11 protein-coding genes are annotated in these 13,984 nt (G+C 74.2%); 6 read left to right on the top strand and 5 right to left on the bottom strand.

Features of this window, described 5'->3' with window-relative positions; all coding sequences use genetic code 11:
• Positions 1–69: 69 nt before the first annotated feature.
• The 3 genes from AB0K67_RS13505 to AB0K67_RS13495 all read left to right on the top strand — a co-directional run bounded on the left by AB0K67_RS13505 (position 70) and on the right by AB0K67_RS13495 (position 6,242).
• Positions 70–3,093, top strand: coding sequence for an ABC transporter permease (locus AB0K67_RS13505; RefSeq protein ID WP_364058127.1), 3,024 nt, complete (start codon positions 70–72; stop codon positions 3,091–3,093).
• Positions 3,090–5,672 (top strand): FtsX-like permease family protein, encoded by a 2,583-nt coding sequence (locus AB0K67_RS13500; protein WP_364058124.1) that lies wholly within the window; start codon positions 3,090–3,092, stop codon positions 5,670–5,672. The genes AB0K67_RS13505 and AB0K67_RS13500 overlap by 4 nt, the downstream gene beginning before the upstream one ends.
• A gap of 162 nt (positions 5,673–5,834) precedes the next feature.
• Positions 5,835–6,242: a spore-associated protein A gene (locus AB0K67_RS13495; protein WP_364058121.1), complete on the top strand. Its 408-nt coding sequence runs from the start codon at positions 5,835–5,837 to the stop codon at positions 6,240–6,242.
• A gap of 9 nt (positions 6,243–6,251) precedes the next feature.
• Here AB0K67_RS13495 and AB0K67_RS13490 read toward each other — a convergent pair whose 3' ends face one another.
• The 4 genes from AB0K67_RS13490 to AB0K67_RS13475 form a co-directional block, all read right to left on the bottom strand.
• Positions 6,252–7,148 (bottom strand): ADP-ribosylglycohydrolase family protein, encoded by an 897-nt coding sequence (locus tag AB0K67_RS13490; RefSeq protein ID WP_364058118.1) that lies wholly within the window; start codon positions 7,146–7,148, stop codon positions 6,252–6,254.
• 124 nt (positions 7,149–7,272) lie between these two features.
• The gene (locus AB0K67_RS13485) at positions 7,273–9,033 is read right to left on the bottom strand and encodes an FtsX-like permease family protein (protein WP_364058115.1); all 1,761 of its coding nucleotides are present in this window, start codon (positions 9,031–9,033) and stop codon (positions 7,273–7,275) included.
• A 131-nt stretch (positions 9,034–9,164) separates the two neighbouring features.
• Positions 9,165–9,905 (bottom strand): ABC transporter ATP-binding protein, encoded by a 741-nt coding sequence (locus AB0K67_RS13480; RefSeq protein WP_364058112.1) that lies wholly within the window; start codon positions 9,903–9,905, stop codon positions 9,165–9,167.
• The gene (locus AB0K67_RS13475; RefSeq protein WP_364058109.1) at positions 9,902–10,423 is read right to left on the bottom strand and encodes a PadR family transcriptional regulator; all 522 of its coding nucleotides are present in this window, start codon (positions 10,421–10,423) and stop codon (positions 9,902–9,904) included. The genes AB0K67_RS13480 and AB0K67_RS13475 overlap by 4 nt, the downstream gene beginning before the upstream one ends.
• A 263-nt stretch (positions 10,424–10,686) precedes the next feature.
• On the opposite strand from AB0K67_RS13475, the gene AB0K67_RS13470 reads away from it, so the two are divergent.
• Complete coding sequence (locus tag AB0K67_RS13470) at positions 10,687–11,724, top strand: winged helix-turn-helix domain-containing protein (protein ID WP_364058106.1); 1,038 nt, start codon at positions 10,687–10,689, stop codon at positions 11,722–11,724.
• Between the two features lie 183 nt (positions 11,725–11,907).
• Complete coding sequence (locus AB0K67_RS13465; RefSeq protein ID WP_364058103.1) at positions 11,908–12,447, top strand: peptidase inhibitor family I36 protein; 540 nt, start codon at positions 11,908–11,910, stop codon at positions 12,445–12,447.
• Between the two features lie 192 nt (positions 12,448–12,639).
• On the opposite strand, the gene AB0K67_RS13460 is transcribed toward AB0K67_RS13465, so the two are convergent.
• A complete protein-coding gene (locus AB0K67_RS13460; protein WP_364058100.1) occupies positions 12,640–13,398 on the bottom strand; it encodes an SDR family oxidoreductase in 759 nt (252 codons plus the stop codon).
• 65 nt (positions 13,399–13,463) lie between these two features.
• Here AB0K67_RS13460 and AB0K67_RS13455 point away from each other — a divergent pair, with 65 nt between their 5' ends.
• Positions 13,464–13,925, top strand: coding sequence for a MarR family transcriptional regulator (locus AB0K67_RS13455; RefSeq protein ID WP_364058097.1), 462 nt, complete (start codon positions 13,464–13,466; stop codon positions 13,923–13,925).
• Positions 13,926–13,984: the final 59 nt, after the last annotated feature.

The raw sequence follows: 13,984 nt of genomic DNA, 5'->3' as shown, positions 1-13,984 counted from the left end.
CGATCACTCTTGCCGCGGTTCCCCGCCCCGTCCGAAGGTCTATGAGGAACGGGGAAGGAGAGGCCGAACATGCGGGCGCCGCTGGTCGTGAAGCGGGCCCTGGACGAGCCGCTGCTCCTGCTCGGCGCGTTCGGGGCGATCCTCCTGGCGACGACCACGCTGGTGGCGATGATCATGTACGCCGCCGCCATCGCCGGGCCGGGCGTGCGCCGCGCCGTACAGGACGCCTCCTACCGCCAGACGAGCGTCACCGTCACCGCCCAGGTCGACGCCACCACATTCCCCCGGTACGACCGGCTCGTCCGCGACGAGCTGGCCGCCGCCTTCGGCGCACCCCCGGCCGTCACCACCAGCCTGCGCTCCGACTCGTACGTCATGCCCGGCCAGGAGGACGCGGACCTGCCGGGGCTGCTGCGCTTCGGCAGCCACGACGGGCTCGACCGGCACGCCCGGCTGGTCACCGGCAGGTGGCCGCGAACCGGCGGGGAGAGCGTGGAGGCGGTCATCTCGGAGCCGGCCGCCACCGCGACCGGGTTCGCAAGCGGCGCGGAGTTCGTCACGAAGGCCAGGAGCGACGGCAAGCCGGTCAAGGTCCGCGTCGTCGGCGTCTTCCGGCTCGACGACCCGGTGAGCGAGCGGTGGGCGGGCGAGGAGCTGCTGAGCCGGGGCGTGGAGCGCGGCGAGTACACCACGTACGGGCCGTTGATGGTGACGCGGGAGACGTTCGTCGCGGGCTTCGCCACCAGCGTCAGGGCGGTGTGGGCGGCCGAGCCGGACTTCGGCGCGCTCACCTCCGAGCGGCTGCGCCCCTTGGCGGCGGCCGCCGAGGGGATCGGCGCCAGGCTCATGGCGGGCGGCTGCGTGAGCTGCCTGGCCGCCACGGAGCTGCCCGCGCTGCTCACCCAGCTCGACAGCGCGTCCCTGGTGACCCGCTCCGTCCTGCTGATCTCCATGCTGCAACTGCTGCTGCTCGCCGGGTACGCGCTGGTGCTCACCGCGCGGCTGCTGGCCGACCACCGCCGCATGGAGACGGCGCTGCTGCGCTCGCGCGGCGCGGGCACGGGCAGGCTCGTGGCGCTGGCGGGCGGCGAGGCCCTGCTGATCGCGCTCCCGTGCGCGGTGGTGGCGCCGCTGCTCGGGCCGCCGCTGATCGCGCTGATCGGGCTGCTGCCCGGGATGGCGTCCCCGCCGGTGGCGCCGGACGCGGGCGCGTACCTCGTCTCGTCCGGGGCGGCGCTGGCCGCTGCCGTGCTGCTCGCGCTGCCGTCGGTGGCCGGCGGGCGGCGCACGTACGTGCAGGAGCAGTCGGCGCGCGGGCGCGGCCTGCGGCGCGCGCTGATCCACGGCGCGGGCGGCGACATCGCGCTGCTCGCGGCGGCCGCGCTGGCGATCTGGCAGCTCCAGCGCTACGGCGGGCCGGTCACCGCGACGGCGGCGGGCGGGCTCGGCATCGACCCGCTGATCATCTCCGGCCCCGCGCTCGCCCTGCTCGCGGGCGGCCTGCTGGGGCTGCGGCTGGTGCCGCGCGTGTCGCGGCTGGCCGAGCGGATCACCGCGCGCCGCGCCACCCTCCCCGCCGCGCTCGGCTCCTGGCAGGTCAGCAGGCGTCCGCTCAGGTACGCGGGCCCGGCGCTGCTGCTGACGCTGGCCATCGCGGTCGGCGTCGTCTCCATGGCCACCACCGCCACCTGGCGGGACTCGCACCGTGACCAGGCCGATCACCGGGCGGGTGCCGACCTGCGCCTGCCGGGCCCGTACGAGGCGCCCGAGCTGGGCGTGCTCGGCCGGGGCACGGCGTTCGCGGGGCTGCCCGGCATCACCGCCGCCTCGCCGGCCTTCCGCGCGCAGACCGACGTGGGCGGTGAGAGCGCGCTGCTGCTCGCCCTGGACGCCGACCGGCTGCCCCAGGTGTTCCACCTGCGTCCCGACCTGTCGTCGCGTACGGTCCCGCAGCTCGCCGCCGCGATCAAGGGCGAGCGGGCCGGCCGCCTGGAGCTGCCCGGCAGGCCGCGCGCCCTCACCGTGCGGGTGGAGTCTCCGGCCGCCGCGACCGGCAGGCTCGTGCTGTCGGACGCGCTCGGCACCTGGCACGACCTGCCGCTCGGCGAGCTGCGTGAAGGCGTCAACATGGTGCGGCTCGATCTGGCGGCGCTGGCGGGCCGCTCCGGCGAGATCACCTATCCGCTGTCCGTACGCGGCCTGGCCGGCGACGAGCAGGCGGGCCTGCGGCTGGCCGGGCTGAGCGCGGACGGCACGGATGTCCCCGTCACCTCGGCCGCGACGAACCCGCAGGGCGTGACCGCCTTCGGAGCCGACCGCTTCGCGCCGGGCCCGCTGCCCGTGGTACTCACGCCCGGCCTCGCCGCCACGCTCAAGCTCCGCGAGGGGCAGGACGGGTCCGTGCGCTTCGCGGGGAACGTCATGCGGATCAAGGTGGCGGGCATCGTGGCGAGCATGCCCACCGGCGAACCCGGGCAGCAGGCGGTGCTCGCCGACTGGGAGTCGCTGCACGCGTACGAGCTGGCCGCGGCGCTGCCGTCCCGCCCCGCCACCGAATGGTGGCTCGCCACCCCCGACTCCGCGCCCGCCGAAGAGGTGCTCCGCCGCAACCCCCAATGGGACGCCGGCGCCGTCGACCGGCACGAACTGGCCGCGCGGCTGCGTGGCGATCCGCTGGTCGGGGCGCTGCACGGCGGTCTGACGCTGGGGTTCGCCGCGGCGCTCGGCTTCGCGGTGCTCGGCTTCCTGGTGAACGCCGTGGTAGCCGCGCGCGAACGCCGGGCCGAGTTCGCCGTGCTGCGGGCGCTCGGCACCGGGCCCGGTCAGATGCTCGGCATGCTCGCCACCGAGCAGGCGTTCGTCGTCGGGCTGTCGCTCGTGTCCGGCACCGCGCTCGCCGTGGCCGTCGGGAACCTGGTCGTCCCGCGGATCGTCCTGTCCGGGCAGGCGGCGGCGGTCGAGCCCGCCGTGCTGTTCCGGCTCCCGTGGCCGTCCGTGGCCGTGATGCTCGCCCTGGTGACGGCGGCGCTTGCGGTGATCGTCGCCGGGCTGGCCCGGCGCATGTGGCGAGGGCAGAGCTTGGAGGAGCGGTGAGTATCCCCCTGGGCGTACGCGCGCACGCGGGCACCGTGGCGCTGCTCGCCGTGCTGGCGGCGGTCGCCTGCCTGCTCGTGTCCGGCCTGCCGAGGACCATGCAGGCGTCGTACGACGAGGCGCTGCGCCGGTCGCTGGCCACGGCCGGAGTGGCGCGTACCGACCTGGTCGTCACCGGCGCTCCCGCGCTGCCCGCCGGGGAGATGCACTCGCGCGCCGAGTTCGAGGCCGCCGGACGGCGCTGGCGCGGGCTCATACCGGCCGCGCTGCGCCCGCTCGTCGCGCCCGGCGGCCATATCAGCGCCAAGACCTTCCGCACGCCCGCCGACGGCACCGGCGATATTCGCGAGTTCGTCAACCTCGGCTGGCTGTCCGACGCCGACCGGCGCGTGACGTGGGTGCGGGGCCGCGCGCCCGGCGCGCCCTCGTCCATGCGGTACATGGGCTCGGCGATCCCCGTCATCGAGGTGGGCATCGCCGAGGAGGCCGAGGCCAGGATGGGGCTGCGCGTCGGGCAGATGCGGCTGCTCGGCGCGAGCGTCTCCACGGCCGTGCGCATCGTCGGCGTCTACCGGGCCGCGAACCCGGCCGACCCCGCCTGGGGCCACGACGCGGACATGCTCCACGTCACCAGGGTCGTCCCCATGGACGGGCCGGAGGAGCTGCACACCACCACGCTGATGTCGGACGCCGGGCTGGCCGCGCTGAGCGACAGGACCCGCACGCTCACCTACCGCTGGATCCTGCCGCTCGACCCATGGGGCGCGAACGCCCTCGATGCGCCCGGCATCCCGCCCGCGGTCGCCGACTTCCACCGGCAGGTGGACGTCCAGGGCGACGGCACCATCAGCTACCGCCTCGTCAGCGGGCTGCCGCAGCTCATCGACGCCTTCATGACCGCGCTGTCGGCCGCGCAGACCGTCCTGTACCTGGTGCTCGGCGGGCTGTTCGCGGTCGCGCTCGGCGTGATCGCGCTGGCCGTCCGGCTGCTGACCGACCGCCTGGAGCGCACGCTCGCCCTGGCCAGGGCACGCGGGGCCGCGCTGTGGCAGGTGGTGGCCGCGGGGGCCGGGCTGACCGCGCTCACCGTGGTCCCCGCCGCCCTCGCCGGGTACGGCCTGTCGTTCCTGCCGGCGGGACCCGCGCTGCCGATCGTGCACATCGGCCCGGCGGTCGTGGTCGTCGCCGCGGTGGCCTTCGCCGGGACCCGCGTGGCGCTGGCCCACCGCGCCCCGCTGCGGGAGCGCCGCGCCGACCTCGCCGCCGTCCGGCCGTCGGCGCGGCGCGTCACGGTGGAGGCGCTGGTCGTCGTGCTCGCGCTGGCGGGCGCGTACGCGCTGCGCGCCCGCGGGCCGTCCGGCACCGCGCAGCAGGACCCGTACCTGCTGCTGATCCCGGTCGCGCTGACGCTCGCCGCCGCGCTGATCACGTTGCGGTGCCACCCTTATCCGCTGCGGCTCGTCGTCCGGCTGGCCGCCAAAGGGCGCTCGGCCGTGCCGTTCCTGGGGCTGGCCAGGGCGGCGCGGCAGCGGTTCACCGGCGCGCTGCCGGTGCTGATCCTGCTGCCCGCGCTGAGCCTGTCGGTGTTCGCCGCCGTGATCCACGAGGGGATCACCACCACGCAGCTTCTGGCGTCCTGGCAGAAGGTGGGCGCGCCGATCAAGGTGACGTCGATCGAGGACATCCCGGCCGACGTGATCGAGCGGGTACGCCGGGCGCCCGGCGTCGACGAGGTGGCCCTCGCGCTCACCGGCCGCGCCCAGATCCCGGACACCGGCGAGCAGCCGTACACCGTCGCCGTGCAACTCGACGCCTGGCGCAGGGTCACCGAAGGCGCGCCCATCACCCCGCCCGCGCTGTCCGGCGCCACGTCCGCGCTGCTCTCGCCCGCGCTGGGACAGCGCGGCGCCTTCGACCTCACGTGGCTGTCGGAGGCGCCGGTGAACGGCCGGGGCGTGATCGACTCCGTGCCCGGGTTCTACTCCAGCGGGCAGTTCATCCTCCTGCCGTGGGAGGTGCTGCCCTGGCCCGCCGCCAACACGCTGCTGATCAAGGGCGACATCGCGCCCGCCGAGCTGGCCCGGCTCGTCCCATCGGCCACCGTGGAGACACAGGCGGCGGCGCTGCGCGACATCCAGGCCGACCCGCTCACCGCGACCGTCCGCACGACGATGGTGGTGGTGACGGTGGCGCTGGGGGCGTACGCGCTGGTCGCCATCGTCATGTCGCTCGTCGCCGGCGCCGAGGGGCGGACGCGGACGATCTCGCTGCTGCGCACGCTCGGGCTGTCCGACCGGCAGGCCCGGTGGCTGGTCCTGCTGGAGCTGCTGCCCGTCGTCCTCATCACCGCGCCCGTCGGCGTGGCGCTGGGCATGATCCTGCCGGCCGCGCTGGGGCCAGGAGTGGACGTGTCCGTCTTCGCCGGCGGCCTGCCCGTCACCGGCCACGCGCCCGGGCTGCTCACGCCGTTGGCGCTGGCGGCCGGGCTGGCGCTGTGCGCGCTGGCCGGGTCGTACGCGCACGCCACCCTGACCCGCCGCCGCAACCTCGACGCCGCGCTGCGCGTGGGCGGCGAGTGACTGCCGGGGATCGAGGGATGCGTTTTACTCAGGTTGACATAGGTAGCAAAGGTGCATAAGTTGCCGCACACGTGTGTGAACGATCATCATGATCGCGCGCCTCGCCGCGCAGCACGGCGGGAGGCCACCACTCACCGACGTCCATCGTTAGGAACGGCTTTTATGCGCATCTTCACCAGGGCAGGCGTGCTCGCGCTCACCAGCGCGGCGGCCCTCGCCGGATCCCTCCTCACGAGCGCCCCGGCGCAGGCCGCCTCGTCGCCCATCGCCGCCTGCGGCGGCGGCAAGTACCACGTGATCGACCGCCAGCCCCTGGGCGGCGCCACCGTCTACCTGCTCTACAACGGCACGACCAACTGTGTGGTGACCTGGCGCAACAAGCCCAGCAAGAAGAAGGTCTTCCTCAAGGCGATCATCCGCCGTGAGCGCCAGAATTACGTGGTGGACTCCGGCTACTTCACCACCTACGCCGGGCCGGTCAAGCTCAAGGCCAAGGGCTACTGCGTCCAGTGGGGCGGCGACTACGGCAAGAAGAAGTACACCTCGAAGCTCGAGCACTGCGGGAAGTGACCCGGTCGCCTAGAAGGTGAGCGGCGGGGCGGCGGCCCAGCCGGGCAGCGGCTCGCAGCGCACCCGCCACTGCCGTGGCAGGTGCGCCTGCGGGCCGGCGGCTACGATGCCGCCGACGATGGCGCACGTGGTGTCGACGTCGCCGCCCGCCACCGCCGTGGTCCACATGGCCGTCTCGAAGTCGTCGCGGTGCCGGGCGGCCACCCACAGCGTGAACGGCACCGTGTCGTGCGCCGCCACCTGCCGCCCGTTGCCGAGCGCACCGGCGGCCAGTGCGGGGTCGCCGATCGTGAGCAGCCGCCTGGCCTCGGTGATGCCGTCACGGACCATGCCGGGCGGCACGTGCTCGGCGACCCGGTCGAGGAACGGCCCCGCGGGCAGGCCGGGATCCGCGGCGGTCACCGCCGCCGCCACCGCGACGGCCACGGCGCCCGCCACCGCCTCGGGATGGGTGTGGGTGACCCGCGCCGACAGCTCGGCCTGCCGGGCGGCCTCCGCCGCGTCACCAGCGAACCACGCGCCGAGCGGCGCCACCCGCATCGCGGCGCCGTTGCCCCACGAGCCCTTCCCGTCGAACAGCCCCGCCGACAGTTCACGCCAGTCGCCGCCCTCGCGTACCAGCCGGAGCATCCGGTTCGTGGACGGGCCGTAGCCTCGATCGAAGTCGTGGCGGGCGGCGAAGCTCGCCGCCAGCTCGTCCTGGTCGATGCCGCCGTGATCGGCGAGCACCCGGTAGATCGAGCAGGCCATCTCGGTGTCGTCCGTCCACTGCCACGGAGCGGGCGGCAGCGAACGCGCGGACAGATGATCGCGGTTGGCGGGGACGAAGAACTGCGAGCCGAAGGCGTCGCCGAGCGCCAGGCCGTGGAGCGAGGCGGCGGCCCGCGCGAGGAGCTGATCTGACATCGCCCCCATTCTGGTGCACGCGGCTCCGATCGCACCGCCCCCGGCGCTGAGGGCCGCGCCGCTGATCTCGCTGCGCCGCTGGTCGCGTCGCCTGCCGGTCCCGCCGCTTACTCCACCCCGCCGCTTAGGCCGCTTCGGCGGTGAGCGTCGGGGCCACGGGGCGGCGGGCCGCCAGCCGCGCGGGCAGGGCGACGAGCGCCGCCGTCACCAGGACGGTCGCCACCGCCACCCCGAGCAGCCCCGGCATGGGCGGCGCCGCGGCGTTGCGCGCGGCGAGCAGCGACAGCAGCACAGCGCCCAGCGGAACACCCGCGAGCGCGCCGGACAGCGCCGGCAGGAGCTGGGCGACGGACAGCCCGGCGGCGACCTGCCCGGGGGTGGCGCCGACGGCCTGGGCGATGGCCAGGTTCAGCCGGGCGTCCATGGCGGTGGTCCAGGTGAGGATCAGCGTGTTCACCACGGCCAGGGCCACGATCAGCACGGTGACGGCGAGCAGCAGCGCGCGGTCGTGCTCGCCGCGCAGGTTCGGCAGGGCCTGCGAGCCGCCCAGGCCGTAGCCGCGGTCGTGCTGGGCGTGCAGGGCCAGCAGGGCGACCAGCGTGATCACGGTGACGGCGGTGGCGCACCCCTGCAGCACGGCGCGGCCCGGTCTGCGGGCGGTCAGCCGCAGTCCGAGGAGCAGCGGCGTGGGCAGCAGCGCGGACAGCCTGGTCAGCCAGGGCCGGTGCGCCGGCCTGCGGACGCCGGCGCTCAGTGCCGTGACCGTCGCCGTACGCATGGCGTGCAACGTGGGACGCAGCGTGGACAGCACCGCCACCGCGACGGCCAGCAGCGTCGCCGCGACCACGGCGGTGCCGGTCAGTGAGACGTCGCCGATACGGCTGGCGGTGGGGCTGGCGATGGCGGGCATGGCCAGCCGGGCGGTCACCAGTCCGAGTGCGTTCCCGGCCAGCGCCGGCACCAGGTATTCGGCGAGCAGGACGATCGCGATCAGGCCGGGCGTGGCGCCGACGGCCTTGAGCAGACCTGCCCTGCGGGTCTGCTCGGCGGCCCGCCCGGCGGCCAGCGCGGCCACGCCGGTGACGGCCAGCAGGTCGAGCAGCCAGCCGCCGAGCACCAGGATCGGCTGGGCGTTCCTGAGGATGGTCTTGTCGTGCCGGGCCTTGAACTGCCAGGAGTGGAAGTTCACCCTGATCCCGTCGAGCTCGTGGTGGGCGTCGCGGAAGGTGTCGGCGGTGGCGGGATCGCGCAGCTTGAGGTCCACGGCGGTGGTCACCGGCAGGTCGCCGGACCGAGCGAGGGTGCGCGCGTCGGACGTGGTCAGCCAGGCCAGGCCGCTGTAGTCGCTGGGACCTCCGCCTGGGCCGATCTGCGCCGCCCACGGGTAGATCGAGGTGGCCGCCGTGACGGCGATCCCCACGACGGGGTACGTCCGGCCGGCGATCGTGACCTCGTCGCCGGGGCCGACGCCGAGCGCGGTGGCGAAGCCGCGTTCGAGCACCACGCCGCCTGGGCTTACCCACCGGCCCGAGGTCACCACCGGCCGCTCGACCGGTGCGGGCCGCTCGCCGATGGCGTGCACCACGACCGGGGACGCGATCCCGTCGCGCGCGATGAGATCGGCGTAGACGACGCGGTACGGGCCCCGATGGGCGACGACACGCGGATCCTCCGTCAGGGAGGCCAGCGCCGAGGACACGGCGGGGCCCGTGTCGCCGGACAGCACCACCACGTCGGGGCCTGCGGTGGCGGCGCGCGTCTGCGCGTACAGCGAGTCGCTGACGTCGGGCAGGGACACCCCCACGGCCAGCGTCGCCGCGGCCACGGCCACCGCGATCAGCAGCAGCACGCCCTGAACGCGATGCCGGCGCAGATCGGCACGCACCAGCCGCACGAGAAGGGCGAGAAATCCGGCTGCGCTCAGTCCCCCGGTGCGATCGGAGCCCACGGCGCTCGGCTCTCCAGCCCGATGAGCCCGCCGGGCCTGCCTGGAGGCGTCAAGGGAGCCCACGGTGCTCAGCCCCCCAGCCCGATGTGGCCGCCCAGCCCGGACAACCATCCGCCGCCGCCCGTGCCCGCCATGACCGTGTCGCCGACGAACATGCCGTCGCGCATCATGATCAGCCGGTCGGCGGTGGCCGCCACCCGTTCGTCGTGGGTGACGATCACAAGGGTCTGACCGGAGCGCCGCAACTCCTCGAAGACGCGCAGGATGTCGTTGGTCGCCGCGCTGTCGAGATTCCCCGTCGGCTCGTCGGCGAGGACGACCCGAGGCTCGTTGACCAGCGCGCGGGCGATGGCGACCCGCTGGCGCTGCCCGCCCGACAGCTCCGACGGCAGATGCCTGGCACGCTCGGCGAGCCCCACCCGCTCCAGCAGCTCGGACGCCCGCCGCCTGGCCTGCCGGGGCGAACGCCCGGCCAGCAGCGCGGGCAGCTCCACGTTCTCCGCCGCCGACAGCTCCTCCACCAGGTGGAACGCCTGGAAGACGAAGCCGACGGAGCGCCGCCGCAGGCGGGCCAGGGCCCGCTCGCTCAGCGTGTCGATGCGCTGCCCCGCCACCCACACCTCGCCGCCGCTCGGCCGTTCGAGGCCGCCGAGCAAGTGCAGCAGGGTGGACTTCCCGCAGCCGCTCGGCCCCATGACGGCCAGCGTCTGCCCCTCGGGCACCTCCAGATCGACCTCGTCCACCGCGCGGACCCGGCTCCGCCCCTGGCCGTGCGTCTTCACCAGGCCACGGGCCTGCACCGCGATCATGCGTCCTCCGTACGGGTCCAGGCTCGTTCGCAGGCGTCGAGCCAGCGCAGGTCCGCCTGCAACCGCAGCACGACCCCCTCCAGCAGCAGGGCGGCGCCCGACTCCGGCGGCTCGGCGAGCGCCGCCTGCTGCGTCTCGCGCAGGCGGCGCAGCAGCTCGCGGCGCTGCGCCGCGATCAGCTCCACCGGGTCGGCCAGCCGGGCCGCCGCGGCGGCGGCCAGCTTGAGATGGAACTCGGCGAGGTCCGGCTTCGGCCAGCCCACCTCGGCCAGCCAGGCGGCCACCCGCTGCTGCCCGGCGGGCGTGAGCGCGTAGACCTTGCGCTCGGGCCGGTCGGGCAGGCCGTCGGCGCGCTCGCAGACGACGAGCCCTGCCTTCTCCAGCCGGGCCAGCGTCACGTAGATCTGGCCCCGGTTCATCGCCTCGCCGAGCGGGCCCAGGCTGCGGCGCAGCCGGGCGTGCAACTCGTAGCCGTGCGACGGCTCCTTGGCGAGCAGCGCCAGCACCGCGTCCTGCATGCCACCCCCTAACGGTTAGCCAAATAGATAGCGGTTACCTATGAAGGTGTCAAAGCGTCCCGTACGGTGATCGGCGCTGCCCGTCGTCGGCCCTCCGCCTGAAGCGGCCGGTCCGCATTGTGGCCGCCTGATGCCCTACTTGTAGGGGATCGAAGATTCCCCGGCCCTCGTGATCGAGTGATACTCCGATCGTCAGACGCGCGCCCGTGGCCGGCCCACGCATCCAGGGGGAGTACGAGGGCCACGGCGGACAAGGGGGATTGATGGTCGGCCATGCCAAGAACGTGCTGCGCATCGTGTTCACCGCGGACGATCTCGCGCTCACCCGCATCGCGACCCGTACCGACCTGTTATGGGAGATGGTGGGCAGCCTGCACCGCCTGCAGGCCCGCGACGGCGACCAGACGCTCGCGTCGTGGCGCCGCCAGGCGCGGGTCCGGCTCAAGCAGTACGGCCTGCTGCCGTCGGTGCGCCACCTGCTGCTTCCGCTCGTGCCACGGGGCCCGTACTTCCCCGACTTCCTCACTCCGATCCAGGCGCAGGCGGGCGACGACCTGGCCATCGAGGCGTTGCTGGACACCCCGACAAAGCGCGTGCGGCACGACATGGAGCTGCTGCGCCGCAGCGCCGGCGTGGCCTCGGCCGATCTCGAGGAGCTGGCACGCGGCGATCAGCGGACGTTGCAGCGGCTCGGGCGGGTCGTGACGGCGTACTGCCGGGCCGTGCTCGCTCCGCATTGGGCGGCGGCCGACCGGGCGCTGGCGGCGGAACGCGCCATCATGCACCGTCACCTGGTCTCCGGCGGCGCGGAACAGCTGCTCGCCGGGCTCGCGCCGGCGATGCGCTGGCGCCCTCCCGTGCTGGAGGTCGACTACCCGGCGGGGGCGGGCAGGGAGGTGCACCTGCGCGGGCGCGGCCTGACGCTGATCCCCACCTATTTCGGCCGGGCGAACCCGGTCACGCTGGTGGACCCGGCGCTGCCGCCCGTGCTGGTCTTCCCGATCCCCCGCAGGGCCATGCCGGACGACGTCGCGAGCCGGGACCTGGTGGCGCTCCTGGGCAGGACGCGGGCGGAGATCCTCAGCCGGATCGCGCACGCCCCGGGCTGCACCACCAGCGAGCTGGCCCGCGACGTCGGCGTCTCCGTCAGCACGGCGAGCGAGCACGCCCACGTGCTGCGCAGGGCCGGGCTCATCGCCAGCGTCCGCCAGGCCAACCTGATGCTCCACCACGCGACCGGGCTCGGCACGGCGCTCACCGGGCCGCCGCACGCCGAAGCGGCCGCCCGCACTTCGTACTGAGAAATCCGGCGGAAAAGACGGCACGCCCCGCGCGATAAAGGCACCGCACTTTCGGCGGCGGCCGAAAGAGATCGACGCCGGTCGCGCGCGGATCACACACTTCTCACGAGGCCCGGGAAATGCACGGGCGCACGCGGAAGAAAGGGTTTTACAGTGATTCGCTGGGGACGCATCATCGCCACGATGGGAACGGCCGTCATGCTCGCCGCCACCATGCTCGCCGGCAGCGCCGCCGCGCAGCCGCGGGCCGCCGCCCCGCCGGAGATCCAGCTCACCGAGTCGCAGAAGAAGGAGCTACAGGCCGAGGTGGACAAGCACCTCAAGGACTACGGCGGCGGCAAGCAGATCGGCATCAACGAGATCGCGTACGAGGACGGCGCGATGATCCTCACCCTGCCGCTGCCGGGCGAGGCGAAGGCCCGCTCGGTCAACGAGCCCGTCACTCCGCTGGGCACCGCGAACTGCTCGTACGAATACGCCTGCCTCTGGTCGGACACCAATTTCAACGGCAGCCGGTTATCGCGGTGGGCGTGCGGGACGGTCACTTTGGGCTCGCCGTTCAACTCCACCGTCGGATCCATTCACAACAACCAGACGACCGGCACGCAAACGGTTCTGCTCAATTCCGCGCGGCAGGTTTTGAACGCGAGCATGGCGCCGAGCAGGATCAGCGACACCGGCGTCGGCAGCCGCTGGAGCGCCCGCTACTGGGTGGTCTGCTGACGGCCTGAACGGGCCAGGCGGGCGGATGCGGGGTTCCCGTGTCCGCCCGCCGCCGTTTCACGCTGGGCTTCGGGTGCGGCGGGAGGCGTCCTGGCTGGGGGCCGTACGGGATGTCCGTCCGCGAGGCGCTGCGCCGCCGCACGCTCCTGCGGGCCTGGCGCGGTGCCGGTGGACGGCGTTCGCCTGTCGCCGTCAGCGGGTGAGGTGGCGGCCGCCGGCGACGGAGATGACCTCGCCGTTGACGTGGCCGTTCGCGGCCGAGCCGAGGTAGGCGACCGTGCTCGCGACGTCCTGCGGGGTGCAGATGCGGCGGGTGGGCGTCTTCGCCGCCTCGGCGTCCACCACCTCCTGGCCGAAGCCCGGCGTGGTCAGTGCCCGGTCGGTCAGCGTGAAGCCCGGCCTGACCACGTTGGTGAGCACGCCGTACGGGGCCTCCCGCGCCGCCAGCACCTCGGCAGCGGTCTCCAGCGCGGCCTTGGCGGCGGGGTAGGCCACGCCGGCCGGCAGCGGCTGGGCGACGACGTCCGACGAGATCACCACGATCCGCCCCCATCCGGCCGCCCGCATGCCGGGCAGCGCGGCCTCGATGACCGACAGCGTCCCCGTCACGTTGGCGGTGAAGTCGCCGGTCAGGCTCTCCCACGTCTCGGGTCCCCTCGTCGGCCAGGACACCGCGTTGGCGACGAGTACCGCGATCTCGCCGAGGTCGCGCCGCACCTGCTCGACGGCCGCCCGGATCGACCCCTCGTCGCGCTGGTCGAGGCGGACCGCCGTGGCCTTGCCTCCCTCGCGGGCGATCGAGTCCACCAGCTCGCGGGCCCGCTGCTCGTTCCGGTGCCAGGTCGCGGCGACCAGGGCGCCCTCCTGCGCCAGTAACGCGGCGATCGCGCGGCCGATGTCGCCCGACGCGCCCGTGACCAGCGCCACCCGTCCTGCCAGTCCGAGGTCCATTGCGATCTCTCATTTCCATAGTCGGCTATCTGGTAGCCGACTATATACCAGTAGGGTGAGGTCCTGTGGAAGCACGTGAGGTGATGCGCGTCAACCGGGCGCTGAACAAGATGAGCCAGCTCTACCGCGCGTCCAAGGCGCGCAAGCTCGCCGCGCTCGGCCTGCATCCCGGCCAGGACGTGCTGCTCTGGGTGCTGGCGCAGGAGCCCGACGGCATGACGGTCTCCCAGCTCGCCGCCCGGCTCGGCGTCGAGCAGCCCACCGCCACCCGCAGCCTCGCCCGCCTGGAGACCGGCGGCTGGTTCCGCCGCGAACCCGTCCCCACCGACCGCCGCCAGGTCCGCATCGTCGTCACCGAGGCAGGACACCGGCTGCTGCCCGCCATCGAAGGCGTCTGGACCGAGCTGGCCGAGGAGACGCTGGGCGAGGTGGACGAGGAGCGGCGGGCGATCGTGCTGGACGCGCTCGAACAGGCCAACGACCGGCTCCGCGCGAAGGTCGGCGAAGAGGCCCTCGCCGAGAGCTGACCGCCTCCTGCCCTGGGCCCTTTCCCGGTCTCGCCTCCTGTCCGGTCCTCCTTTCGGCA

This window comes from Nonomuraea sp. NPDC052634, assembly GCF_040678535.1.
Classification (GTDB): Bacteria; Actinomycetota; Actinomycetes; order Streptosporangiales; family Streptosporangiaceae; genus Nonomuraea; species Nonomuraea fastidiosa.
This window is presented reverse-complemented; position numbering and strand designations above follow the sequence as displayed.